This is a genomic window from Pseudoflavonifractor phocaeensis (assembly GCF_038439875.1).
GTDB lineage: Bacteria > Bacillota > Clostridia > Oscillospirales > Oscillospiraceae > Vermiculatibacterium.
In genome coordinates this window covers 294,905-321,207 of the sequence record NZ_JBCDMT010000003.1, presented here as the reverse complement: position 1 = coordinate 321,207, position 26,303 = coordinate 294,905, and the positions used below count along the sequence as shown (strand labels likewise).

18 protein-coding genes are annotated in these 26,303 nt (G+C 63.0%); 14 read left to right on the top strand and 4 right to left on the bottom strand.

Annotation, left to right across the window (positions count from 1 at the left end; genetic code table 11):
- The first annotated feature begins 47 nt into the window (after positions 1–47).
- The 8 genes from AAEU42_RS06165 (at position 48) to AAEU42_RS06130 (ending at position 9,291) form a co-directional block, all read left to right on the top strand.
- Positions 48–560 carry a TRAP transporter small permease subunit gene (locus tag AAEU42_RS06165; RefSeq protein ID WP_342232664.1) on the top strand — a complete coding sequence of 171 codons (513 nt, stop codon included), beginning with the start codon at positions 48–50 and terminating at the stop codon, positions 558–560.
- Positions 557–1,861, top strand: a complete 1,305-nt coding sequence (locus AAEU42_RS06160) for a TRAP transporter large permease (protein ID WP_342232663.1) — start codon at positions 557–559, stop codon at positions 1,859–1,861. The genes AAEU42_RS06165 and AAEU42_RS06160 overlap by 4 nt, the downstream gene beginning before the upstream one ends.
- Positions 1,862–1,892: 31 nt before the next feature.
- A complete protein-coding gene (locus AAEU42_RS06155) occupies positions 1,893–3,158 on the top strand; it encodes an NAD(P)/FAD-dependent oxidoreductase (RefSeq protein WP_342232662.1) in 1,266 nt (421 codons plus the stop codon).
- The gene (locus AAEU42_RS06150; RefSeq protein ID WP_342232661.1) at positions 3,155–5,290 is read left to right on the top strand and encodes a molybdopterin-containing oxidoreductase family protein; all 2,136 of its coding nucleotides are present in this window, start codon (positions 3,155–3,157) and stop codon (positions 5,288–5,290) included. The genes AAEU42_RS06155 and AAEU42_RS06150 overlap by 4 nt, the downstream gene beginning before the upstream one ends.
- The gene (locus AAEU42_RS06145; RefSeq protein ID WP_342232660.1) at positions 5,287–5,730 is read left to right on the top strand and encodes a 4Fe-4S dicluster domain-containing protein; all 444 of its coding nucleotides are present in this window, start codon (positions 5,287–5,289) and stop codon (positions 5,728–5,730) included. The genes AAEU42_RS06150 and AAEU42_RS06145 overlap by 4 nt, the downstream gene beginning before the upstream one ends.
- Positions 5,731–5,837: 107 nt before the next feature.
- Entirely contained in the window at positions 5,838–6,584 is a 747-nt protein-coding gene (locus tag AAEU42_RS06140) for an IclR family transcriptional regulator (protein ID WP_342232659.1), read from the top strand.
- 36 nt (positions 6,585–6,620) lie between these two features.
- Complete coding sequence (locus tag AAEU42_RS06135; RefSeq protein WP_342232658.1) at positions 6,621–7,343, top strand: IclR family transcriptional regulator; 723 nt, start codon at positions 6,621–6,623, stop codon at positions 7,341–7,343.
- A 145-nt stretch (positions 7,344–7,488) separates the two neighbouring features.
- Complete coding sequence (locus AAEU42_RS06130) at positions 7,489–9,291, top strand: glycerophosphodiester phosphodiesterase family protein (RefSeq protein WP_342232657.1); 1,803 nt, start codon at positions 7,489–7,491, stop codon at positions 9,289–9,291.
- Between the two features lie 125 nt (positions 9,292–9,416).
- Here AAEU42_RS06130 and AAEU42_RS06125 read toward each other — a convergent pair whose 3' ends face one another.
- The 4 genes from AAEU42_RS06125 to AAEU42_RS06110 form a co-directional block, all read right to left on the bottom strand.
- On the bottom strand, positions 9,417–10,283 hold the full coding sequence (locus AAEU42_RS06125; protein WP_342232656.1) for a LysR family transcriptional regulator: 867 nt from the start codon (positions 10,281–10,283) through the stop codon (positions 9,417–9,419).
- Between the two features lie 66 nt (positions 10,284–10,349).
- Complete coding sequence (locus AAEU42_RS06120) at positions 10,350–10,511, bottom strand: hypothetical protein (RefSeq protein ID WP_342232655.1); 162 nt, start codon at positions 10,509–10,511, stop codon at positions 10,350–10,352.
- Positions 10,512–10,629: 118 nt separating this feature from the next.
- Complete coding sequence (locus tag AAEU42_RS06115; RefSeq protein ID WP_342232654.1) at positions 10,630–12,165, bottom strand: FAD-dependent oxidoreductase; 1,536 nt, start codon at positions 12,163–12,165, stop codon at positions 10,630–10,632.
- Positions 12,166–12,200: 35 nt separating this feature from the next.
- The gene (locus AAEU42_RS06110) at positions 12,201–13,679 is read right to left on the bottom strand and encodes an SLC13 family permease (protein ID WP_342232653.1); all 1,479 of its coding nucleotides are present in this window, start codon (positions 13,677–13,679) and stop codon (positions 12,201–12,203) included.
- A gap of 1,092 nt (positions 13,680–14,771) precedes the next feature.
- Between AAEU42_RS06110 and AAEU42_RS06105 the strand changes: the two genes are divergently transcribed.
- The 6 genes from AAEU42_RS06105 to AAEU42_RS06080 all read left to right on the top strand — a co-directional run bounded on the left by AAEU42_RS06105 (position 14,772) and on the right by AAEU42_RS06080 (position 26,302).
- On the top strand, positions 14,772–15,638 hold the full coding sequence (locus AAEU42_RS06105) for a tyrosine-type recombinase/integrase (RefSeq protein ID WP_342232652.1): 867 nt from the start codon (positions 14,772–14,774) through the stop codon (positions 15,636–15,638).
- A gap of 551 nt (positions 15,639–16,189) precedes the next feature.
- Entirely contained in the window at positions 16,190–16,873 is a 684-nt protein-coding gene (locus AAEU42_RS06100; protein ID WP_342232651.1) for a LytR/AlgR family response regulator transcription factor, read from the top strand.
- 27 nt (positions 16,874–16,900) lie between these two features.
- Positions 16,901–18,427, top strand: a complete 1,527-nt coding sequence (locus AAEU42_RS06095) for a hypothetical protein (protein ID WP_342232650.1) — start codon at positions 16,901–16,903, stop codon at positions 18,425–18,427.
- Positions 18,409–18,582, top strand: coding sequence for a hypothetical protein (locus AAEU42_RS06090; RefSeq protein ID WP_342232649.1), 174 nt, complete (start codon positions 18,409–18,411; stop codon positions 18,580–18,582). Before AAEU42_RS06095 ends, AAEU42_RS06090 begins: the two co-directional genes overlap by 19 nt.
- A 36-nt stretch (positions 18,583–18,618) precedes the next feature.
- Positions 18,619–19,014 carry a hypothetical protein gene (locus AAEU42_RS06085; RefSeq protein WP_342232648.1) on the top strand — a complete coding sequence of 132 codons (396 nt, stop codon included), beginning with the start codon at positions 18,619–18,621 and terminating at the stop codon, positions 19,012–19,014.
- A 133-nt stretch (positions 19,015–19,147) separates the two neighbouring features.
- On the top strand, positions 19,148–26,302 hold the full coding sequence (locus tag AAEU42_RS06080) for an S-layer homology domain-containing protein (RefSeq protein WP_342232647.1): 7,155 nt from the start codon (positions 19,148–19,150) through the stop codon (positions 26,300–26,302).
- Position 26,303 lies beyond the last annotated feature (1 nt).

Here is a 26,303-nt window from a genome sequence, read left to right as displayed (position 1 = left end):
CTCGCCTGCGAGTCCCCTGCCCTTTCAAAGGGGAAAGGAATGTGTGTATGAAACTTTTGCGCAAGATACCCAACTTGTTCGGCCTGCTGTCGGCTGTACTGATCGCGGTGATCTGGGTGCTGATGACGGCGGAAGTCGTGGCCCGGAACGTCTTTTCTTCGCCCATTCTGGGCGTGAGCGAGATCGCCATTTACCTCTATGTGACGGCGGCCTACTTTGGCTTCTCCTATACGCAGAAGGAGAAGGGGCATATCAGCGTGGAGCTTCTGTACGACAAATTGGGGGAGCGGGCCAAGCGGATCGTAAACGTGATCGCTTACCTGCTGTGCGACGCGCTGTTTGTCTGCTTCACCGGCTGCATCTGGAAGGCCTTCTTCCAATCCTGGGCCATCAAGGAGATCCAGCTCTCGGCCATGAAAATGCCGGTCTATGTCCTGAAATTTACCATTGCCCTGGGGGTCACGGTCATGCTGCTGCAAATGATCATAGATACCGTGGACGCGGTGAGGACGGCCCGGGGCCATGGCGGCGCCGTGGCGGCAGAGGAGGGAAAAGTATGAGTCCGTTGATGATTGGAGCGCTGGCGTTCATCGCGCTGATCGTGCTTTTATTGCTGCGGGTCCCCATCGGCGTCTCCATGCTCATTGTGGGCGCGGGCGGGCTCCTGCTGACCAAGGGGACCGTGCTGGCGGAGTATGCCCTGTCCACCACGCCGTACAGCGCCATCTCCTCCTTCACGCTGGTCGCCATCCCCATGTTCATCCTGATGGGCAATCTGGCCAACGCCGCTGGCGTCACCACGGAGCTGTACGACACCGGCTATAAGCTGCTGGGCCGCCTGCCCGGCGGGCTTGGGATGGCCACGGTGTTTGCCTGCGCGGGCTTCGCCGCCACCACCGGCTCCTCCGTGGGCATGGTGGCCGCCATGACCCGTATCGCCCTGCCCGAGATGGACCGCTACGGCTATGACCGGAGCCTCAGCCTGGGCACCATCGCCGGCGCGGGGACCCTGGGGATCCTCATCCCGCCCTCCATCCCGGCGGTCATGTACGCCATTACCACCGAACAGTCCGTGGGCCGCATCCTGCTGGGCGGCGTGCTCCCCGGTGTGATCATGGCGGTGGCCATGCTGCTGTATCTGGGCCTGCGCTGCGCGTTCAACCCCAAGCTGGCCCCCGTGGCCTCTGAAAAAGTCCCTCTGAAAGAAAAGCTGCGGTCGCTCAAGGGCATCTGGGCCATCGTGGTGCTGTTCGGCGGCGTCATCGGCTCCATTTATCTGGGCTGGGCCACCGCCACCGAGGCCGCCGCCGTGGGCTGCCTGGGCGCCATTGTGATCGCGGCCATCAAGGGGAACCTGACGTGGAAGGCCCTCAAATCCGCTCTGGTGGATACGGTGAAGATGACCTGCATGATCATGCTGATCTCCGTGGGCGCGGCGGTGTTCCAGCTCTTTTTGACCCGCTGCGGGTTCGCCACCGCCTTCTCCAGCCTGTTCATCAGCTCCAATCTGTCGGTGATGGCGACGGTGATCCTGATGCTGGTGGTCTACATCCCCCTGGGCATGTTCTTCGACACCATGGGCATGATCCTGCTGACCATCCCCATTTTCTATCCCATCATGACCAATCTGGGCGTGGACCCCATCTGGTTCGGCGTCATGGTCATCATCATGATCCAGGTGAGCCTGCTCTCTCCCCCCGTGGGCCTGAACGTGTATGTGCTCAAGGGCTGTGTGCCTGAGGCGTCTTTGGGGCAGATCTTCCGGGCGTCCATGCCCTGGATGATCATCCAGATCGCGGTGGTGGCCCTGCTGCTGTTCTTCCCTGGGCTGGTGACCTGGCTGCCCAACATGATGAAATAGGGGCGGGCACGTTCAGAAGGGAGGAAGCAATATGGAACGTTTTGCGATCGTCGGCTTTGGCTGCGCGGGCTGTCACGCGCTGAAGGCCATCCGCGGGGCGGGCTGCGCCGCTGCGGTGGACGTGTACAGCGACACCGGCCTTCCGCCGTACAACCCGATGCTAACGACTTACTACGTAAAGGGGACGCTGCCCTATGAGGGCATGTTTCCCTTCGGGACCATGGAGACGCTGCTCGGGGAGCTGGACTTTACCTGGTACGATCAGTGCGCGGTGTCCCAAATAGATGCCGCCGCGCGGACCGTCCGCCTGTCCGACGGCCGGGAGAGGGCCTACGACAAGATCCTTCTGTCCAGCGGGGCACGGGCCTTCGTGCCCCCTGTGGGGGACCTGCCGCAGAGTCGGATCTTTGCCATGCGCAATGTGGAAGACGCGGTGCGGCTCAAGGAGGCCCTGGCCTCCGGCGGGATCAGGCGGATGCTGGTGGTGGGCGCCTCCATGGTGGGGATCAAGCTGGTGGAGCTGCTGCTGGCGCAGGGGGTGGAGGTGGTGTTCTCCGACCTGGCGGAACACATTTTCCCCACCGCCGCCTTTGAGGAGACCAGCCGGAGGATCGAGGGCCGGCTCCGGGAGCGGGGCGTGGAGCTGCGCTTCGGCGTCAAGACGACCCATGCCGCCCAGCGGGACGGCCGGGCGGAGGTGTGTTTCTCCGACGGCGCCGCCGTGACGGTGGATGCGGTGGCGATGTGCATCGGCACACGGGCCGCGGTTGGCTATGTCTCTCCGGAGGAGATCTTGATTGACCGGGGCATTGTGGTGGATGAACACATGCGCACCAGCGCGGTGGGGATCTTTGCCGCCGGGGACTGCTGCCAGGGGAGGGACCTGTCCACCGGCGGCACCCGGATCATCGGTCTGTGGGCCAGCGCGGTGCTCCAGGGAGAGACGGCCGGAAAAAACATGGCCGGCCTGGACGCCTCCTATCCCGGCAATATCCTTCACAACATCACCCACTTTATGGGCATGGATTTTGTCTCCTTCGGGGACAAGAGCCTGCCGGGAGAGCGCCGGGTCTTTCAGGACCGGGACGGCCGGTATATAGAGGCCACCGTGGCGGATGGGCGGGTCAACTGCGTCAACCTGCTGGACCTGTATAAAAACAGCGGCGCGGTGAAGGACCATATGCTGCGGGGCCTGTATCCCCACGACGCTCCCCCGGACCCCCAGGAGCGGGCCGTGCTGCTGAAAAGCGGCCTGCCCCGGGAATTGATCGATCTGTTGGGAGGGCGTGGGCAATGACGAAACTGGAACACCTGCGGCAGGCCAAGATACCGGGGCCCGAGACGGGCATCGAGATCAAACACACCTTCTGCTCCGTATGTGAGCCCCTGTTCCACTGCGGCATCGACGCCTATGTGCAGGACGGGAAGCTGGTGAAGATCGAGGGCACCCCGGGCTACCCGGTCAGCAACGGCAACCTGTGCCCCAAGGGGCACGCCAACCGCCAGTATATCTACCGGGCCGACCGCATCAAGACGCCCCTGCGCCGGACGGGCCCCCGCGGCAGCGGCCAATTTGAGGAGATCACCTGGGAGGAGGCCTACCGGGAGATCGCCCGGCGGCTGAACGGGATCAAGGCGGAATACGGGCCCCAGTCCGTGCTGTTTTACTCAGGCTACGCCAAGTGGTACCGCTCTTTCCTGCAACGGCTGGCCCACTCCTTTGGCTCGCCCAACTTCGGCTCTGAATCCTCCACCTGCCATATGGCCGTGGTGGAGGCCTGGCGGGACATGGCGGGGACTTTTTCCGGCTACGATGTGCAGAACGCCGCCACCTTTCTGGCCTGGGCGGTGAACCCCTACTACTCCAAGCCCACCCAGCTCAAGCAGCTCTATGAGGTGAAGGAGCGGGGGCAGAAGATCGTAGTCATCGACCCCCGTGTGACGCCCACGACCACCAAGCTGGCGGACCTGCACCTGCGCATCCGCCCGGGGACGGATGGGGCGCTGGCCCTGGGCATGGGCAAGTTCATCATCGACAACGGCTGGGTGGACTGGGACTACGTGGAAAAGCACGTACACGGCTTTGAGGAATACGCCGACTATGTCAGGCAGTTCGACCTGAAGCGGGTCTGCGGCATCACAGGCCTGAAGGCGCGGGACATCGAGCAGGCGACCGAGTGGTACGCGACCAACAAGCCCTCCTGCATCAGCCAGAGCGGCGCGCCCATCGTCCACCACAAAAACGGCTATCAGGCATTTCGGGCCATCATGAGCCTGAGCGCCATTACCGGCAACTACGACGTGCTGGGCGGAAACTTTCCCGTCGGGGAGACCTACTCCCACCAGTGGGCGGGCTTTGAGACCAGAGAGCACGAATTCACCCATGCTACGAAGCCCAAAGGCGCGCCGCCCCGCATCGGGGACGGGGCCTTCCCCCTGTGGGCCCACTTTATGGATGAGTGCCAGATGACCGACCTGGTGCGCCAGATCGGGGAGGGGACGCCATACCCGGTCAAGGCGGTCATGGCCTTCGGCCTGAACCACCGCATGTTCCCGGAACCCCACAAGGTGCTGGAGGCGGTGGACCGGCTGGATTTTGTCACGAGCGCGGAGCTGTTCATGACCGAGACCTGCCGCCATTCCGACATCGTGCTGCCGGCCTGCACCTCCTTCGAGCGGGAGGAGTTCAAGGTCTATCCCGGCGGCTTCGCCACCTATATCAAGCCGGTCATTGCCCCCCTGCACTCTGCCCGTCCGGACTCCACCATCATCAGGGAGCTGGCCGACGCGCTGGATCTGGACGATCCGCTGCTGCGTTCCGGCTATGAGAACTGTGTGCGCTGGATGCTCTCCGACTGCGAGTTGGACCTGGACGACTGCATCCGGGAGGATATGCCCGTTAAGGTGCCCGACGCCAAGCCCTTTGTCCCGGGCGCTTACACCGCCAGGGGATACGCCACACCCACGGGAAAGTTCGAGATCTATTCCACCAGCATCGAGCGGTACGCCCCCGGGCTGGACCCGCTGCCCACCTACACGCCCCCGTGGGATGGGGCGGACCGGCAGGCATATCCTATGGTGCTCTCCGTGGGCGCCCGGCTGCCCTTCGCCCTGCACAGCCGGATGCACGATGTGCCGTGGACCCGCTCGCTCCGCCCGGACCCCATGGTGGACATGAATGCCGGTGACGCCGCCGCCCTGGGGATCGGGGCCGGGGACTGGGTGACGGTGGAAAGCCCCTCGGGGACCGTCTCTCTGCGCGCCAATCCCACCGATCGGATCATGCCGGGATATTTGCAGATCTATCACGGCTACAAAGAGGCGGACGCAAACGAGCTGGTGGGCGGCGTCCATCTGGACCCGTATTCCGGATACCCCGGTTATAACTGTGTCTGCTGCCGGATTCGGAAGGGAGGCGAAAAGGGTTGAAGCTGCGTTTGGAGCTGGATATCAGGAAATGCTCCGCCTGCGGGGCCTGCGCCGTCGCCTGTATGGACCAGCACGACATCGACGTGGAGGCCGGCGTGTGCCCCCTGCGGCATATTTACGATGTGGAGGAGCTGGGCAAGGACTGTTATATGTCGGTGTCCTGCATGCACTGCGATGACGCGCCCTGTATCGCGGGCTGTCCCTCCGGCTGCCTGAGAAAGGACCCGGAAACCAACCTGACCGTGTATGACAACACCAACTGCATCGGCTGCCACAGCTGTGCCATGGCCTGCCCCTATGGCGCGCCCTCCTTCGGGGTGGACGGCAAGATGATGAAATGCGACGGCTGCATCGAACGCTGGCGGCATGGGATGGAGCCGGCCTGCGTGCGCACCTGTCCCACCGGCGCGATCACGCTCCGGGACCTGGACGCCGAATAGACCGTTGCCCGGACGTTTGCCACAAGAGGCGGAGGAAACTCCGCCTCTTGCAATTTGAGCGGGCTCTATGGTACAATAAGTCCTAAAAATAGAAGAGGAGGGAGTATATGGCAGCTTCCGGTGAAAGCACGATGCAGAGGACGTTCTCCGTCATTGAATATATGAGCGGGCAGAGGCGCAAGGTCTCTCTTCAGGAAATCGCCGAGGCCCTCTCCCTCTCCGGCGCGGCGGTCCAACGGCTGTTAAAGGGCCTGATGGACCTGGGCTATGCGGAGCAGGACGAGAACAAGCGCTACTATCTGAGTTATAAGATTTACAAGGTGGCGGGCAAGGCGCTCAACCGGGACGGGCTCCTGCGGGAGCTGATCCCCTATATGAATTACTTTGCCCTGCGCTATGGTTTTGAGGTGGGCCTCACCGCGTTCAATGACGGCGCTATTGTCCACATCCTGAACGTGGGACAAAACATCAATTTCGGCAAAGCCTTTCTTCGGCCGGGGCAGATCTTTCCCGCCTATTGCTCCGCGCCGGGCAAGATATACCTGGCACAGCTGGAGGATGGGGCGCTCAAAAGCTGGATCGCGGATCAGGTCCTTCTCCCGCATACCCTTCGGACCATCGTCGACAAGGAGCGGCTCTATGAGGAGATCCTGCGGACGCGCGAGCGGGGTTACAGCGTGAGCGAGGGAGAGCTGTACGACGTGGTGTACGCGGTGGCTTTCCCCGTCCATGATCAGGACGGCTGTGTGCTCGGCACCTTCAATTTCCGGATGCTGCCGGAGGTCTATGAGGAGAATATGCGCAACAGCTTCACTGAGGACGTGCGCAAGGCAATGATAAATTTTGGGTTGTAGGAACGGCGGTGGCGCATGAAAAGCAATGAGGACTCCATGAAGAAAATCTTTTCTGTCATCGAGTATATGAGCACGATGGAGCGCAAGCTCTCCATCCAGGAGATTTCGGCGGCGCTGGACCTGTCCACCGCGACGGTCTATCGGATCTTGACCGGGCTGAAGTCCATGGGCTACGTGGAGCAGCACGCCAACAAGCAGTATTATCTGACCTATAAGCTCTACCAGCTCTCCGGCGACGTGATCAATCGGGATGACGCCATAGACAAGATCATCCCCATCATGAATTACTTATCCATGCGGTACGGCTGTGAGGTGGGTTTGGCCGCCTTCCATGAGATGTCGATCATCCACATCATCAGCGTGGGGGAGAACATCAGCTTCGGAACCCTGTACCCCATGCCGGGGCAGACCTTTTCCTCCTACTGCACCGCGGCGGGCAAGCTCTTCCTGGCCCAGATGGAGCCCGACGCGCTGGTGGAGTGGCTCGCCAGGGAGCGCATCGTGCCCCATACCCGCAACACCATTATCGACCGGGACGAGCTGCTGCGGGAGATCGACCGGACCAGAGCCCAGGGCTACGGCGTGGTGGTGGGGGAGCTCTACGACCTGATCGCCTGCGTCGCGTTCCCTGTCCACGACGGTTCAGGGGCGATCACCGGCACGCTCAATCTGAGCTTTACCGTGGAGGACTTTAAACGACACATGGGTGAGGACTTCGTGAAGGAAGTGGAGGATACCCTTAAAAGCTTTGGAATATGAAAAAACAAAGGCTTGGAAGCGGCGCTCCCAAGCCTTTGTTTTAAAGGCTCCGCTTTTGGGAATCAAAAAGAGCCGAGCCGATCTAAGACGCGCAATAACTGGCATACTATCGGTACGAAGCCATCACCGCGGGAGGAGCCTGAATATGTTGAAGCCTTTGGTAAGGGCGGGGCTGGGGGCCGGGCTGAAAAGCTGGCCTGCCGTGCTGCTCTTTGAGATCACCTATAAAATCGCCGGCTATTTCCTGTTCCTGAACCTTTGGGAGCTGCTCCGGTCGGCCATGCTGCGGGCGCTGGGCGTTTCGGTGATCGGACAGCAGAATATCGGCCTGGTATTCCGGGACCCCATGTGCGTGCTCCTGCTCCTGTGCGCCTTTCTGCTCCTTGCGTTCTACGTCTATCTGGAGGTCACGGCGCTGGTCCTCTACTGCGAGGAGGGCTGGCAGGGCCGGTCCATTTCTGTCTGGCGTCTCTGGCGGCGCGCTTTTTCCCGGTCGCTGGCGCTTTTCCATCTGCGGAACCTGCCGGTGGTGCTGGCGCTGGTGCCGGTGATCGGGCTGTCCGCCCTGCCGCTGGCCAACGGCTTTGTGGGGAAAGTGCAAATTCCAGAGTTTATCTTCGACTATATCAAGGGCGCGCCCGCCCTGTTCGCCGTCTTCCTGGCCGTCATGGCGGGGCTGAACGTGCTGCTTTTTTTCTATCTCTTCGCTTTCCCCGGCGTTATTTTGGAGGGGGGCCGCTACCGCGGCGCGCTGCGGGAGAGCGGGCGGCTTTTGAAGGGCAGGAAGATCAAGACGGCGCTTGCCCTTTTGGTCTGCATGCTGGCCTTCCTCCTGGTTGCCCTCCTGCTGTCGGCCTGCATGATCCTGCTGCTCTGGCTCTGGAGCAAATGGGGGGCGGCGCCCGACGGCGGCAGGGGGCTGTTTACCTTCCACTACCTCAAGCTGAGCGCCATGGGAGGGGTCCTGCTGGGGGTCCTGGGCCCGGTGTCGCTGTTCTCCGCGGTCCTCTCCCTGTACCACCACTACCGCGGCGACGTCCGGCCGGAGCCCGTTCCCGCCAAGCGCTCGCTCAAATTTGGTCTCCCTGGGGTCCTCTCTGTGGCCGCCGCGCTGATCCTCCTGGGCATCTTCAGCGAGACCGAGCTGGGCGGGAGCCCCTATGCCGTGCCCCAGGCCGGGACGGTGGTGGTGTCCCACCGGGCGGGGGCTGCCTTCGCGCCGGAAAACACCCTGGCGGCACTGGAGTGGTCCATCCGGGAGGGGGTGGGCATGGCGGAGATCGACGTACAGCAGACCCGTGACGGTCGGCTTATCGTTCTGCACGACACGGACTTCCAGCGAGTGGCGGGGCTCAATCAGAAGGTCTGGGAGACGGATTACGCCACAGTGCGGACCCTGGACGCGGGGTCCCATTTCTCCGCCGAGTTCGCGGGGGAGAGAATCCCCACCCTGGACGAGATGCTGGAGGCGGCCAAGGGCAAAATCGAGCTGATGATCGAACTGAAGGCCACCGGACACGAAACCGATTTGGTACCGCGGACGATCGAGCGGATCCAGGCGGCGGGGATGGAGGAGCAGTGCGTCATCGCCTCCATGGACCCTGACCTGCTCCGCCAAAGCAAGGAGCTGGCTCCCCGGATCAACACCGTCTATATCACTGTCATGGCCTTTTCCGAACGATATGACCTCCCCTACGTGGATGGATACAGCGTGGAGACCGGATTTTTGACCGCCGAGCTGGTGGCGACGCTTCAAACAGATGGGAAAAAGGTCTACGCCTGGACCGCGAACTCCGACGCCAGCATGCTGAAGATCATTCGCATGGGCACCGACGGCCTGGTGACGGACAATCCGCCCCTGGCGGAATTTTTCCTGAACGTGACGGATCGAAACTATTTTCTGGACTCTCTGACCGACCTGCTCTACCCCGCGGCCGACAGAAAGTGACCGCCGAATGGTGGGCGGACGCCTCGCCGGAACCCAAGGCCGTGTAAAGAAAGACCCCGGAGCCTTATGGCTCCGGGGTCTTTTTCCCTTCGTCCGGCCAGGCGTATAGATTCTCCGTCTGCCGTTTAATAGTTTTCCAGCTTCGAGATGTCGTACTTTTTTGCGAAGCTGAGGAATCTGTGGAAGGCGCTGGAGTGGGGAAGGGCTTTGTTCCAAATGATGTGGACACTGCTGATCAAGGGTGTTTCCAGCGGGACACAGGCGATGTCGTCCCAGCCTTTTGTAAAGTCGGTGGGCAGGACGGTGATGGCCAGCCCGCTGGCGACGATGTTGTGGATCAGGTCGAGGGAGTTTACCCGCATGGTGATATTGACCGGGTAGGGGAGCGGGTTGGGGGTCGCTGGAGTCACAAATGTCCTTTTGGCGATTTGGGCCTTGGTGAGGAAGGGCTCTTTGCTGAGGGGGTCATTTTTGCTCATATAGATGATGGAGCTCAGCTTGTGCAGGAAGAGCTTGTCAATGTCAAAGTAGTCGTCGCTCAAGGGCACCGGCGTAACGGCGAAGTCGATGACGCCCTCCTGAATGCTCTCTATGGTGTCATAAGCGGACATTTCACTGATGGTATAGGTGATGTCCGGGCACTGTTCCCCGAAGAGGGTGAAGAACTCCGGGAAGAGCCGCAGGCCCGTCGTGGTCGTAACGGCAATGTTCAGCCGGGCCTGGGGCATCTTGCAGGTCAGCGCGTCGATCTTGTCCTTGGCGATGGTATAGGAGGCTTTCATCTGGCGGCAGCTCTCCCGGAGGATCTCGCCGGCCTCCGTGAGCTTGATCCCGGTCCTCGTGCGGGTGAAGAGCGGCGCGTCGAATTCGTTTTCCAAGTCGCGGAGGCAGTGGGAGATGACGGTCCGCGATACGTAAAGCTCCGCGGCGGCGGCAGTGATGCTTCCCGTTTTACAGATGGCCTCCAAATATTGCGCTTGCTTCAGGTTCATATAACCACCCCTTATGCGAAATGCGGCAGGAATCGTCCATTCTGAGGTGCGGGACCGCCCGGCGTTTTACCGCTCACAGCGGCCGCAGTGGTCGCAGTGCCCCGTTGACTTGCACGCGGGCAGGTGAAGCAGCTGGATGAAGAAATCGTTGGGCAGGGACGGGGGCTCCTTGGGACAGTCCGAAGGATCTGTTTCAGGCTTGGGTTCATCTTGCTCATATTCTTCCATAAGATACCCTCCATTCCTCAAGCGGAGCCGCATAGGGTTCAACCCCTTTTTCCTTTGGGAGAGGCGGGGACAGAAGCAAGCATAAGCCGGATTCCTCCGGCTTATGCTTGCTTCCCGTTTACCCTTTGAAGCTGTGGCTGTCCGTGTCCTTGACCTCTCCCTGGTTCGCGCCGAACTGGCGGACGCTGTTGAGGTAGTCCGCCTGCTGCCGGGCCTTCTTGGCCAGGTCCGTGTAGAGGCCGTGTTCGTGGTCGATCACGTTCTGCATGTAGGAGGGATCGGTGTACTGGTTCCGGGGCAGAGGCACGTCCTGGTCCCGGGCCAGAATGTCCTGCACCTTTTTGATATCGACGGTGCGGGCGGTGGCGCCGTCAGCCACGGCCACCGCGGCCGCCACGCCGGCCGCCTGTCCCGTGCCCACGCACTGGGGGATCAGGTTCACATAGTCGATGCCCAGCTCGTCGGCGGAGATGTGGCGGCCCGGGCAGAGGAGGTTGTCGATCTTCTTGGGGAGCATGGCGCGGTAGGGGATCTCCACCGGGCAGTTGTCGTTGATGAAGCAGATGGTGGAGTGCCACGCGATGACATCCTCCTGCTCCTTGGGGAAGGCGAAGTCGTTGGAGGTGATCATGTACTCGCCGTCGAGGCGGTAGGAGCAGCGGGTGCCCAGCTGGGGGGCGATGTCGTAGAGGAAGGCGTTGCGGAAGCCCACGGGGCAGGCCTCCCGCAGATAGTCCAGGGCGGCGCGCATGGTGTCCCTGGTCTCCATCTCGGTTTCGGTGGCGTCTTTGATGGTGGCGCAGTCCCGCTCCGGGTGCCAGTTGTTGATCCAGCACACGTCGTTGGTGGGGCCGGGAAGGGGGAGGGCCCGGAAGCCGGAGACCTTGGAGAAGTTCTCCCGAAGGGCCTGGGCCGCCTCCGGGTTGACCTTTTTCCACTCACAGTACGCGTCCCAGTTGCAGCCGCCAACGCGCCACACCAGGGCGGTGGTGGCGCAGCGGGTGAGCTTGTCGGCCAGGCCGAAGTAGGGACAGCCGGTCTGGCGGAAGATGTCGCCGTCGCCGGTGGCGTCGATGACGATCTTGGCCAAAACGGCTTTGCGGCCCTCTTTGCTCTCGAAGATCACGCCCCGGACGGTGTCCCCGTCCATGATGGGCCGGGTCCCCCAGGAGTGGCACATGACCTGGATGGAGTCCTTGTGCTCCAGGAGCATCTTATCCATCTCGATCTTCAGCTGGTTGGGCTCGAAGTAGACCGAGCGGACCAGCCGCACCGGGAGCTTGGCGTCGGTGCTGAAGCAGTCGTGGACGTTCTTCCAGGCGTTGACCAGGGCGGGGTCCTCACAGCCGATCTCCTCCTGGGAGGGGCCCAAAACAGCCCCGGGGATATGGGCCATGCGGGTGAACCACTCCTCCTGGAGGCCGCGGACGTACTGCTTGCTGAAGAAGGAGAGCCTTGGGACCATGATGACGTAGCCCCCGGTCACGTCCCCTCCCATGTAGCCGTAGCGCTCCATGAGGACCACGTGCTTACAGCCCGCCCGGGCGGCGGCGATGGCCGCGGAGTGCCCGGCGGCGCCGCCGCCCACGACCAGGACCTCACATTCGGCATAGACAGGGATCTGCCGCTCCCCTTCCAAAATTGTCTTACTCATAAAACGTCTCCTTTCAAATGCGCGGATGGCCTGTTTCACAGGATGTAGGTGAAGAGCATGCCCATCACGTAGGCCACGACCATAAATACGCCGGTCACCTGGACGCCCTTGGTCCAGACGAACTTCTGGGTGATCTCCGGGCGGGAGAGGATAAATGCCGCGTTGGTGGAGGCGGCGACGGTCCAGAAGGCATAGCCCGAGCACAGGTTGGAAATGATCAGGATGACGTCCGGGTTGATGCCGGTGGTCACAGCCAGCTCACAGACAAAGGGCGTGACGATGGGGCAGACCGCCATAGTGAGGACCAGGCCGTTGGCGATCTGGGTGACCAGGGTGGAGAAAAGGACCACGATGGCCATCAGGATCCAGATGTTGGTGCCGCCAAAGACGGGGTTGAGGATCTCCACCAGCCAGGGGCGGATCCCCAGCTCGGCGTCCGAGGTGATCTTGCCCAGCATGACCAGGGCGCCGATCAGGGCGATCATGGGCCACATGGAGGACTGGGAGAGCAGCCTGGAGATGGGGATATAGTTCTCCTTGGTGCCCTTGCGGCGGATGACCGCGCAGATGGCCGCGCCGAGGACCCAAATCCAGGAGTTGCCCAGGCAGGTAAGAGCGGCGTAGGCGGGGGCGTCCTTCGGATAAATGGTAGTGAAGAGGATGTAGGCGATACAGCCGACGATCAGGCCGATGGACGCCAGCTGGCTGCGGTTGAAGTGGTCCGGGGTGTCGCGCATGGTTTCGATCTTATTGAAGTCCAGCTCCTTCAAAGGCTCCAAATTGGTCTTATAGACCGTCTTCATCATAATGACATAGATGATCATGTAGACGATGGTGGTTGTGAACATGACCAGCATCCAGGTCCCCTCGTTAAAGGTGCGGCCGTAGGGCTCCATCGCCGAATTGATCATGGCGATGGTCATGACCTGGGGAGACTTGAACGCGAAGAAGAAAATGCCGGTGGCGGCAATATAGGCGCCCAGCAGGGTGAATTTGACAAAGGGGTCGTCCTTATCGTAGCCGCACACGTCACGGATGGACTCGATCAGGCCGAAGAACAGGATGTAGGTGGGGGGGCCGCTGACAAAGGCGGCGACGATATAAGTGGCGACAAAGAGCATGACCATGGTCATCACCGGCCGGCCCTTGCACAGCTTGTTGGTCAGCAGCTTTTTCGCCAGCACGTTCATGGCGCCGGATTCCTTCAGCGCCAGACACAGCGCGCCGCAGAAGACCAGCTGAACGGTGGAGGTGGAGCCGAGCCATTCCTTGAGGAGGTCTCCTCCCGTATAGTAGCCGTGGAATACGGTGGCCAGCAGGGCCATGAGGGAGCCGCCCAGCATGTCGCCGTTGAAGCAGGTGATGATGATCAGCCCCAGCAGGACCCCCAGCATCTTCACCCCCGTCACGGTGACGGTGTTGAACGGTTGGACGATAAAGCCAAACACAAACATAAAGAACGCGCCGATGATCATAACCAGGGCATACGAGCTGAATTTTTTCTTTTCTGCCATTCCGAAATCCCTCCCTAAATATGACTAAGGCATATGGACCGAGAACGAGAAAGAGCCTCCTTTCCAAATAAAATTTTTCCTCTCTTCTATTGACAGCATAACACAAAATTCGACAAAATAAGCGTTCTATTTTTACACATTTCCGTGCAAAAATAACAACAAAAGAGAGCGGGAGGGACGGCCGCTCCTATCTGAACGTTTATGCGTCAGAATGGGAAAAGGCCGAGAGCTACAAAATTCCGTGCGGGAGCCTGTGGTGGGGGCGCTGCGGGGACGGGGTGCCATGAAAAAATCGGCCTTGTTTCCAGTTTGCAAGGGCCGCGGGCCAATGAAGCGCGACGGGGCAGGACTGAGTCAAGCTTTTCTAAAATAGTTTAGCTGTTAAACTCTTTTAAATCATTCCATTTAACTTGGTTTAATTGACTTTTTCTTGGAAGTATTTTATACTACAACAGAAAATGCGTGTGCCGCTATTGCGGGACCGGCATCCAGCCGCGAGTTATGACCGCCGGTCACAAGGTGGTTTGAGCGGACCCTTATGGGGCCGTTTCGGCAGGTTCCTCAGGGGATGCTGGATCTTTTTATCAGCCCAACAGCTTGTAAACGGACGGGAGACTCTCTGTCTGATAATCTTTCGTAACTGCAAGATCGTGTCCATGGTTGCTGTGCCCGGCGCTTGTTTTTACGGGACGTCTCTATGGTAGAGCCGATGGTTTTCTTGGCAAGGACGAAACAGCCCTTCCGCTTTGGCGGGAGGGCTGTTCTTTTATTTGGTCACTTTTTCTATTTTTTGAAAGAAAATGGAATGAAAAAAGTTGAATTATGTCATCTCACGTGAAATTTCGATGCGATGGGTGGCACGGCGCCGTTTGTACAGGCGCAGACCGGCCTTCCGCTTCAGGTGGAGGAGCGCGGCTTTTTCAGGGGTGGCCCCCCAAAAAGCCGCACCGATGAAATGGGTGATGGAGGAGGAGCGCCCGTGGGAGGGGCCGAAACAGGAACGCCCACCGCTTACCCAGTCGATTTAATGATATTTGCAGGCCTGTCTTGGGCACAATAACGGTGTCCGGCAGAATATGGAGGTTAAAGGATATGATGAAACAAAGATATTTTCTGAAGAAAGACAACACAAAAATATTCACGGAGTACGAGACCTACCTGCGCTGTGAGGACCGCAGCGAGAACACGATCCGCAAATATATGCGGGACCTGCGGGCCTTTTACACCTTTTTGGGCAGAGCGTCTTTGACCAAAGAGGCGGTGCTCGCCTGGAAGAGGCAGCTCTCGGAAAGCCATGCGCTGTCGAGCGCGAATTCGATGCTTGCCGCCGTCAACAGCTTTCTGGACTGGATCGGCGCGCCGCAGTGCAAGGTGAAGCCCTTTCGGATCCAGCGGGAGATCTTCTGCAAGACGGAAAAGGAGCTGACCCAGGAAGAATACCGCCGCCTGGTCGCGGCGGCGGAGGACCACAAGAACCGGCGCCTCGCCCTGCTTTTGCAGACGATCTGCGCCACCGGCATCCGTGTCTCCGAACTGTGCTTCATCACCGCGGAGGCCCTGGAACTGGGGCGGGCGACCGTCAACTGCAAGGGAAAGCAGCGCGTCGTGTTTCTGCCTACGGAGCTGCGCCGGCTCCTGCGCCGCTACTGCCGGGACCGCCGGATCGACTCCGGCCCGATCTTCTGCACCAAAACCGGACAGCCGTTAGACCGCTCAAATATCTGGAAGGACATGAAAGCGCTGTGCGCAACCGCCCAGGTGGATCCCCGCAAGGTATTCCCCCACAATCTCCGCCACCTGTTTGCCAGGACCTACTACCGCCTGGAAAAGGACCTGTCCCGCCTGGCCGATCTCCTGGGCCACACCAATATAACCACCACCCGCATCTATACTGCGGAGAGCGGTGAGACACATTTTCAACAGATGGATCGAATGGGCCTTGTCCTGTCCCAGACATAAAAATAACCACATAATGTTAATTATGTGGTAATCAATACAAATACAATTCATTTTTCTTTGATACATAGTATAGCATATTTCTTTTGTATATGGCAAGAAAAGATTCAGAACAGCTTCCAGCGGCGAAGGGGTCGTTTACTTGTGGCCATTATACAATGGTTTTTCGGAAAAAGGAAGCCCCCATGTTGTAAAAGACTGTTTTCATGTTGTGAATCATTAAAAAGACCATGTAAGCCGGCTTGATCCACAGGTGCCCGGCCTGATTTTCTGCCCCCTGGATAGATCGCTCGTATTTATGTGTATATTTTTGAAAAGCTGTGCGGCCTTCTGTGCAGCACAAATAGACCAAACGGCCGATAAAACGTCCGTTTGGTCTATTTTTATCCATTTAAACACATTTTAAGGTGATTTATTGACAAAATTATGCATATTGCACATTTTGCAAAATCACACGAAAGCATGTGATTACCACATAATTAACATTATGTGGTGACCACATGCTTTTACATTTCTTTGGTGTATTTTCGCTGGATATGGGATGTGTGAGCGAGATGAAGGTTTTAATCTGCAGTTCCAGCCGTGAAAACCTGGAACTCTGCGCGGGGCGGGTCGACGCGCTGGCAAAGCGGCACGGTATATTGGTCCGCGTGGAGGAATGGAGCAGCGGCCGCCCGCTGGTGGATTCCTACTCCAAGGAGCCCTTTGACCTGCTGTATTTGGACACGGCCCTGAAAGACATGGATGGGATGGAGGTGGCCCGCCGGCTGCGGCTGGCGGGGCTGATGGGGGACATCGTGTTTTTCACCGAGGAGCGGGAGCCGGTGTTTCAGGCCTTCGATGTGGATGCCCTCCATTACCTGGTCAAAGGCGGGGCGGCGGATGAAAAATTTGAATCAGTGTTTCTGAAGGCCGTGGCCCGGATGAAGCGGCGGACGGAGGAGACCCTCCTGCTCTCCTGCGCCGGGGTACATAGACGGGTCCCCATAGACGACATCCTCTACTTCGAGGTGACCAACCGGATCATCACGGTGCATTACGGCGCACAGACCTTTGAGTTCTATTCCACCCTGTCGAAAATCGAGGAATTGCTGTACGGCCGGGGCTTTTGGCGGCCCCACAGGGCCTACCTGGTCTCGGAGCGCCATATCCGGGAGACCCGGGAAAAGGAGATCCTGCTGACGGACGGAACACTGCTGCCCATGAGCCAGAGATACGCCGGCAGGCGGAGAGGGTGACATGAATGATGGAAGGGTGGGACACAGATGAAAGGAAACCCGCGCAAACTGGCCGCCCTGTGCCTGACGGCGGCGGTCCTGCTCCCCGGATTGTCTGGGGCGGCCCATGGGGCCGACCGGCTGCCCAACGACAACCACTGTGACACCCGGGACTACTGCATGATGGCCCACGACGTGTCGATGCCGCTGTCCGAGTATGGAAGCTACGGCACGGAGGAAGAGCTGGAGGGGGCCGTCCTGGAGGCGGCATCCCCCTGGCTGCGGCTGAGAGTGGAGGACGAGACCCCATGGGAGGATTGGCCCCTGGCGGATGAGTACGAAGTGGACCTCTCCGGGCTGGGTGACGGCCCCTCCGACGGGGGCTATCCGGTGACGATCAACCTTCCGCCCCGCCGGGAGAGGGGGGAGCCCTCCTCCATCACCTTTCTTGTGTATGTGGTGGAGGACCTGCCCCACGAGGGGCCGCCCGGCTATGACCACCATGTGGACACGGAGGATATCTGCCTCTCCTATAACGACTGCGCCGCCCAGGCCGGCCAGGTGGCCGCCTGGCTGGACGAGGAGAGGGTGGAGGCGGAGCTGAAACAGGCCGTGACCTTCCGGGTCTCCGCTCTGCAAAGCGGCGACGACCTGTCCGGCGAGGCTTCACTGGAGCGGGCGGAGGCCGAGGGGCTCCGGGCGGAGCCCGGCGCGTATCCCATCTCCCTGCGGTTTCAGATCCGGGGCCAGCCGGTGGAGGGACCCGCCCTCCTCACGGTGACGGCGGACCCGAAGCCTGAGCCGCCGCCCGGTCCCGCTGCCGACCCGGAACCATCCGATTCCTATTATCGCGTGGTGGTGCGGTACGTGGAGGAAAGTAGCGGGACGAAGCTGGCCCCCGATTATCGCAGCGACCGGATACGGGAGGGGAAAAAGTATGATGTTTCCGCCCAGACCGGGCTGAGGATAGAGGGCTACCGGCAAATCAGCGTGGAGGGGGCCGTTTCCGGGTACCTGGGGCGGGATGTCACGGTGACGGTCTATTTTGAAGCGGTGCCCAGACCGGTCCCGGTACCGGCGGCCACCCCCGCGCCGGAGACACCGCCGCCCACGATTGCCCCGGAACCGTCCCAAACGTCGGAGCCGGAGCCTGCGGGAACGCCGGAACCAACGCCCGCGCCGGAGTCCACGGCGCCGGTGGAACCGGAGCGGTCCTTGCCGCCGTCCCGGCAGCCGGTATCCCCGCCGTCCCAGGCGGCCCCAACCGTGCCTAAGCCCAGCCCGGCGCCGGCCACACCGCCGGATACCGCGTCCATCCCCGTGCCAACCACGCCGGAGCCGGAGGAGTCGTCCGCGCCGGTCGTGGGCTTTGGCGGGCAGGGAGGTGACCGGCCCCCTCCCACAGGGGGAGCCGGAGGGTATGACAGGGGGGGTTCCATGCTGACCGCCGCGATCGTCACCGCGGATCTCCTGCTGGGCGGGGCCCTGCTGGCGGGGATCGTCTCCGATCTGCGGGTGCTGAATTGGTATGCCAAGAAAAAAAGGAGTGGTTCGTCATGCCGCCTGCCGCAATAGCGGCCATCCTCGTTCTGGCGGTTTTGGCCGTCGCGGGGGCCCTGGTGAAATGGGTCCTCCGCCGGAAGCTGAAGGATATCGACGGCCTTGGGAAGATCCAGAGCGGGGACCGGGACGATCCCGTGATCGGCCTGGGGGACGATGATCCGAAGTGATCCCCGAAGCGGGGAACAGAAGGGGGGAGCGGTCAAATGGAAGGCAGGGGGAGACGGCGGGGTTGGGACCTGGCTTTATTGGGCGAGCTGCCCGAGGGGTTTGCCCGAACTGCTTTGGACTGCGGCCTGGCCCGCTCCCTGCTTCGGTGCGAAGGCCGGGAGCAGGCCCTTGCCCTGTTAAGACGGGACGGAGACGCAATCTTTGCCCTCCCCACCGCCTGGGGCGGGGAGAGGATTTTGGACCTGGCCCGGAGCCTCGGCCCCACCTGGCGGCGGGGCCTTTTGGTGGGGGCGCGGGACAATCTCCTGGGGATCAAGGCGCTCAACTCCGACGCCTTTGCCTACTACCTGACCCTTCCGCTGCGCCGGGAGAGCCTGGAGGCCGCGGCGGAATGTCTCGACTATTGGTACTGCCGGCCCTCGTTTGTGTAAACAGGCCTTATTTCAACAGAGAAAAGCGGTGAGAGAAGATGGTTTTTGATCTGGCTGAACGGCGGGCACTTGACTCCAGCTAAAGGTACAGGTGCGCGGGAATATGAAAAATGATATGGAGGGAACTTAAAACATGGTAAAGCAAACTCTTACCAAACGCAGTCTGGCTTTGCTGGTCATGCTGGCGATGCTGATGGGGATGGTCCCGTCGGCCTTCGCCTACGGCTCGACCACGTTTACCAACCCGACTGTGGACGCGGCACTGACCGCGATGGGGCCGTCCGCCGGCGCGGCGGGCCTGGATTTCACCGGCCAGGACGTGGCCGGCGCTGTGGATCTGGGAGAGCTGACAAGCGAATTCCCGGGCCTGGCCTATGTCAATCTGACGGGGACCAACGTCACGGAAGTGACCGGCTCCGCCCCGGTCCTGGTGGACACGGGGAACACCTTTATCGACGGGAGCAAGACCATCGCCGTCAGGACCGGCGAGGATAATACCGTGGTCTTTGACAAAGAGGCCCCCGCCGCCGTCACCATCAGCGACCTGACGGACAAACTGGCGATCCAGGACGCCGCCACCGGCGGTGAGCTGAGCGCCACGGTGCCCGGCTCGCTCCTGGACGTGGTGACGTACAGCTTGGACGGGGGTGCCCCGGTGTCCAGCCCCACCATCCCTGCCGCGACGCTGGACGGACTGTCCCAGGGGGCCCACACGCTGGACCTCAACCTCACCGCCGTGGGGGGCACCGGGGTCTATGCCACGGTGAGATTCAACCTCCAGGTCAGGGATGTGAGCTACACCCTGACCACCGCCTCCGCCACGCCGATGATCTATGCCGGCGGCAATGAGAACTTCACTTTGAAAAAGTTTGACAACGACGGCGCGCAGATGGCCGCCGGAGCTCCGTCGGACTTTACATACGAGGTGTTTGACAGCATGGGGATTCTGCTGCTGACGGTTCCCGCCGCCAGCGTGACCGCCAGCGGTCAAGAGCTGGAGATCAATGTGGAGATCCCCCTGGGCACTCCGGCGGACACCTACACCCTGCGGGTCACGGAGAACGCCGCCACGGGCAGGCGGGTGGAGATGGCCTTCGCGGTCAACGTGCTGACCCTCCCCACCGACATCGCCCTTGAGGTGGTCAACGGCACGACGGCTGAGACGCCCTACCTGGCGGCCACCAGCGGCGCCTCCAACGTCCTCCTGGTCGACGGCGGCACAGGGGTGGCCTCCCAGACCATGGCCGGGCTGAGCGGCTATACCGACACCACCTACCTGCGCCTGGTGGACGAGACCACCCACACGCCACTGGGCGCCGAATACCTGACCCTGATCACCGCCTCCTGCACCAGCGCCAACTTCCGGGTGGAGCGGGTGAGGACGGCCAGCGGCGACGCCGCGCTGACGGTTACCTCCCTGGTGCCCGCCGAGCACGGCGCCACCCATACCGTCACGGTGAACGTGACCGGCGCGGCCGCGCCGCTGACCTTCAGCGTGGCCAACGTCCAGGCCCAGGCCGAGGAATATCTGGTCTACCAGCTGGACGGCGCCTACGCCGGCTCCGACCTGGAGGCCGATATCAACGACGGCGCCGTGGGTACGCTGGTCTCCCGGTACACCTGGGACGGCGCGGATTACGACAGGGACGCCGCGGCGGGCCCCGCCCTCATGGAGGAGAACACCACGGCCGTGTTCGTGCTGGCGGCGAAGTATCCCTCCAGCGGCCGGGTGTATCTGGTGGCCGGAGGGCCCCTGTCCCACTGGTATGACTTCGACAATCCTGGGAGCACCTTCCCCTCCGCGCCCTTGGTGGATGACTTTGTGGCCAGCGACAAGCTCCACGCCGGGGTGCGGATGAACTGGAAAGGCACCCGGGCCCTGGAGGTGACGGCGGACAGCGGCAGCGGCGGCGTCACCGGCGCCCAGGCGGTGGCCAGCGTCAACGACGGCTCGGCCACCCGGGCCATCGGCCTTGCCATCGACGTGGCCGGCCGCACGCTGAAGGAATATGTGTTCCTTCCGGGAGACGCCGCCATCGTCGGGACCGTGAAGCGGACCGCCTGGCTGGCCTCCGGGGGCACAGAGCTGACCGCCGCCACCGTGGACATCGGCACCACCGAGCGGTTCAAGGTGGGCGCGGTGTACAGCAACGACGATTTGGAGCTGGTGAGCGACGTGAGCGCCCTCACCCCCGCCGGGAGCGACGGGAGCCTGCTCAGTGCCGTGACCGGGTCGGGCTATATCCTGAGCGTGACGGCCACCGACCGGGGCGGCGTCAACGACGCGAAGGCGGGCAGCGCCGCCACGGTCACCGTCAGCGGCGGCGGCAAGAGCGCCGCCCTGCCCGTCACCCTGGGCAATTCCCGCATCAACGGCATGACCTATTACTATGAGACCCCGGACGGGGCCGGAACGGGCGTGTTCGGGAGCATCGATACCACCACCGTGTGGAAGGATGACCCGGCCAACGCCTCCGGCGGCGTCCCCGTGCTGGAGATCCCCCGGGGCCTGTCCGCCAAGGTCTGGCCCGTGTTCACCTTCACCAACACGGAGATCATGAGCCAGGACCCCCTCACCGGCGACTGGCAGGACTATATGGTCCCCACCGGCGTGACGGTGGACGCCGGCCAGCTGGACTCGGGCAGCGGTAGCGCGCCCTACGCGGTCAGCGCCAAGAACTCCATGGCCGACGCGCCTGAGACCAACGCGGACATCACCTTCGGGATGCGCTACACCGTCACCGGCACCATCCTGCCGGTCAACGGGAAAAACCACGGCTTTACCACCGCCGTCACCGGCACCACCATGACCCTGTCCGTGCCCGTCCGGGTGGTGGAGCCCCTGGTGGAGTCCGTCCGGGTGGAGCTCTACCACGACGGCGCGGGCGATTACGTGGGCGGCATCACTCCCCAGGGAGGCGGCGTGCACCTGGTGGACCAGGCCTACGTGGGCGAGGAGCTGAAGCTGCGCGTCAAGGTCAAGTACACCGACGGAAAGGACCTGGACGCCATCCTGGGCGACACCACGGGCCTGGACGACTACTTCAAAAACGGCGTGTACTTCATGCCGGAGGATACCTGCGACACCTATGACCCCACCGTGGGCCCCACCACCACCCCGGCCGACATCGCCGCCGCCGTGGGGACGGACGCCTACGACGTCCTGCGGGCCTACCTGCTGGGGCGGCAGCCCTCGGTCTACGGCAACCTGCTCATGACCGCCCCCATCGCGGCGGCCGGCTGGAACGGGTCCATGACGGCCGACCAGATCGTGCAGAAGCTCAAGGAGCTGACCACCCGCATCTCCATCACCTCCGACGCCGCCGGCGGCACGGAGCTGGACGCCACCTATCTCAACGCCTCTGACGGCACCATCATGCCCGGCCACTACTCGGTCAAGCTCCAGAAGGATCGGGGCAGCGCCTATGAGCTGAGATTTGAGAGCAAATACACCGCCAACGGCTTTCACCAGACCTACGCGCTGAAGGACCTTGACAGCTCCAGCGACGAGCTGGTGCTGAAGGTGGACCCCGACGCCGCCAAGCTGGAGGCGGTCCGCCTGGTGGGCGGCAACACCCTGTCCTATGACGCCGTCAACGACCAGTACAACTTCGACAATACCCCGACGGTGGGCGGCGGCTACCGCTCCTTCTGGCTCTACCCCGTTCTGGTGGATACCCGCTGGTACATGGACGAGGGGGCGGCCACCCCCATCAAGACCCACTTTGAGGACAGCGAGGTGGGGGCGAAGCGGAGCCTCAACTACCTGCCCGACGGCTTTACGGGGGCGGCCTCCCTGTCGCTGGTCTCCGCCGATCCGGCGAAGCTGAGCGTGGGCGCCCTGGCCATCGGCCCCAACGGAAAGCTGGGGTATGAGGTGACCGTATTGAGCGACGCGGTCACCCCGGTGGCGCTGAGCTTCACCGCCAATCTGCCCCTGCCCCTGGCCGGCTACACCACCGATCCCGCGAAGGTGCCCTCTCCCGTGCAGGACAGCGTGCGGGTGGTGGCCGTCTCGGAGGGCCTGGTGGAGGACATCGTGGCCCAGAACCTGACGGTGGGCCCCATCTATGGGGGGGACCCTGTCAGCTACAAGATCCAGTACCGGGAGCAGGGGAACCCCTCGCCCAAGGACCTGACCTCCTATGAGAACGGGACGGCGGCCTACCTGCCCGGCATGAGCGGGTACGCCCCCAGCGGGACGAACCCCCACTACCTGCGGGTAGAGGGCAGCCCGGCCAACCCGGCCTTCTGCACCTTTACTTACGGCCCCAGCTCCACGCTGGTGTTCACCCCCACCCTGCCGGGGAACTATACCTTCACCCTGTATACCTACAATAAGGCGGGGGTGGTCATCCCCGGCGACCCGGGCACCGGCCTGGCCCGGACGATCACTTTCACCGTGGACGCGGCCACCGTGAATACCGACCTCTATTACGCCCAGGTGGAGCCCCTGCCCGGGTTTATCTCCGGCTACACCGTGACCGAGACCTCCGGCAGCGCCCTGGACGCCGGACTGCTCAGCGGCGGCGTGATGAAGATGACCGGCAACGCCCCCGGCACCGCTACGGTGGAGCTGCGCAACGGCGGCGATCTGATGCAGGTCGTGCAGGTGACCCTCCACGACCGCACCCCCGCCGTTACCCTGACCCCCGCCGGCAGCGCCGCCGCCCCTTACATGATCAGCGAGGGCGGCAGCGTCAATATGCAGTGGCGGCTGGATTACCCCGCCGTGGGCGCCGTGCCCGCCGCGGTGGAATATCAGCCCGCCGCCCTGACCTATGTGACCGGTACCGCCGGTTCCTTCCTGACCGCCTCGGGCAGCAACGGCCTCTACACCGCCGCCGCCCCCGCGGGGGCGCCCGCCGGCGTGCTGACCGGCGTCTATCAGGCCATTGACCCGGCCTCCGGCGCCGCCGTCACCTTCTTTGCCCGCCTGGATACCGCCGCCGTCACCGTCCACACCTATGAGGTGCGGGAGGGCGCTACCCCGGTGACCAGCCTGAGCATGACCGCCGGTGACCCGGCGGCGGCCCTCACTCTGTGGCAGGACGGAGCCGTCCAGCAGAGCGCCTATACGGCGGTCTCCTCCAGCGCCGCCGTCACCCTTCTCCAGACGGGGATGGACACCGAGGTCTACCCCGTCTCCAACGGCACCGCCGTGATCACCTTCACGGCCACGGACGGCGGGACGGCCGCCGTGACGGTCTCCGTCTCCGGCGGCTCCGTGACCGCCCCCGTGTCCATCACGACCCAGCCCGCCAGCCAGACCGTGGCCGAGGGCGCCTCCGCCCTGTTCACCGTGGCGGCCGGCGGCGGCGACGGGACCTATACCTACCAGTGGGAGCGTTCCAACGACAGCGGCGCCACCTGGAACGTGATCGCCGGGGCCAACGACGCCAGTTACACCACCCCCGCCGCCACGGCGGCGGACAGCGGCAGCCAGTACCGCTGTGTGGTCTCCTCCAGCGGTGCCACTGCCATTTCCAACGGGGCCACCCTCACCGTGACGGCGGTCCCCACGGTTTTGACCATCACCACCCAGCCGGTGGGCGTCACGGCCCTGGCCGGTGATCCCGTCGCCTTCACCGTGGCGGCGGCGGGCGGAACGGCCCCCTATGCCTATCAGTGGGAGTTCCAGCCTGCGGGCGGCGGCGCCTGGACCGCAGTCCCCGGTGCCACGGCCGCCAGTTACAGCTTTACGGCCAGCCCTGCCGACGCGGGGCAGTACCGCTGCGTGGTGACGGACAGCGCCGCCCCGGCGGCCGCCGTCACCTCCAGCGGGGCGTCCCTGCTGATCAACGCCCCCGCCACCACCCTGAGCATCACCACCCAGCCCGCTGACCAGACCGCCTCCGTGGGCGGCTCCGCCGCCTTTACCGTGGCGGCGGCCACCACCGCCCTGCCGCCCGCGGCCGTGAGCTATCAGTGGTACCGGTGGAACACGGGCACCAACAGCTGGGATATCCTCCCCGGCGCCACCAGCGGCAGCTATACCGTCTCCGCCGTGGCCGCCGCCGACGACGGCGCCCAGTTCTACTGTGAGGTCACGGACGGCACGGACACCCTGAACAGCCGTGTGGCGAGCCTCCATGTGAGCGCCCTGGCCATTTCCGCCCAGCCCGCCAACCAGACCGTGACGGCGGGCGGCAGCGCCACCTTTACCGTGGCCGCCGCCGGCGGCAGCGGCGTGTATACCTACCAGTGGGAGAGCAAGACCGCCAGCGGCGCCTGGACCGCCATTTCCGGCGCCACCGGGGCCAGCTGCGTCGTCTCCGGCACCACCACCGCCATGAGCGGCAACCAGTACCGCTGTGTGGTCTCCGACGGCGGCGCGACGGTCACCTCCAACGCGGCCCTTCTCACCGTGAACGCCTCCGGCGGCACCGGCGGTGGCGGCGGCGGTGGTGGCGGTGGCGGCGGCTCCAGCAGCACCGCCCTCGCCATTTCCAAGCAGCCCGCCAGCCTGAGCGTCGAATCCGGCGCTTCCGCCAGCTTTGCCGTGACCGCCTCCGGCGGCAGCGGAACCCTGACCTACCAGTGGCAGAGCAAGACCGGCTCCGGGGCCTGGGCCGATGTGTCCGGCGCCACCGCCGCCAGTTATACCATCTCCGCCGTGACGGAGGAGATGGACGGCGTCCAGTACCGCTGTGTGGTCAAGGACAGCAAGACCAGCGTCACCTCCTCCGCCGCGACCCTGACGGTGAAGGCGGCCGCTGTGACCCCCGGCGCAGGCTTTACCGACGTGCCCGAGGACCACTGGGCCTATGAGGAGATCATGGACCTGGTGAACAAGGGTGTCACCAGCGGCAAGGGCGGCGGCCTCTTCGATCCCGACGGCCTGCTGACCCGGGACGAGTTCGCGGCCTTCATCGCCAAGGGCATGGGCTGGGAGCAGGGCGTCACCGACGCCGAGCGCTCCGCCGCCGCGGATCACTTTGCCGACTGGTCCTCCGTTCCCGACTGGGCCAGGAACAGCTGGGCCGCCGTGTACGGCCGCGGCGTGATGCTGGGTACCCTCAACGCCGGCAGCTACGCCGCCGACGGCGCCCGCAGCGTGAGCCGCCAGGAGGTGTGCGTCACCCTGGCCCGGCTGCTGTCCAACGCCGGAAGGGTGGAGTTGACCTTCGACGACGCCGGGGAGATCGCCGCCTGGGCCCTGCCCGGGGTGGAGAACTGCTTCGCCGAGGGGCTTGTGACCGGCTTTACGGACAACACCTTCCGGCCGGAGAACAACATCAGCCGTGCCGAGTGCGCGGTGCTCCTGTCCCGGTTCCTGGCCAAATGAC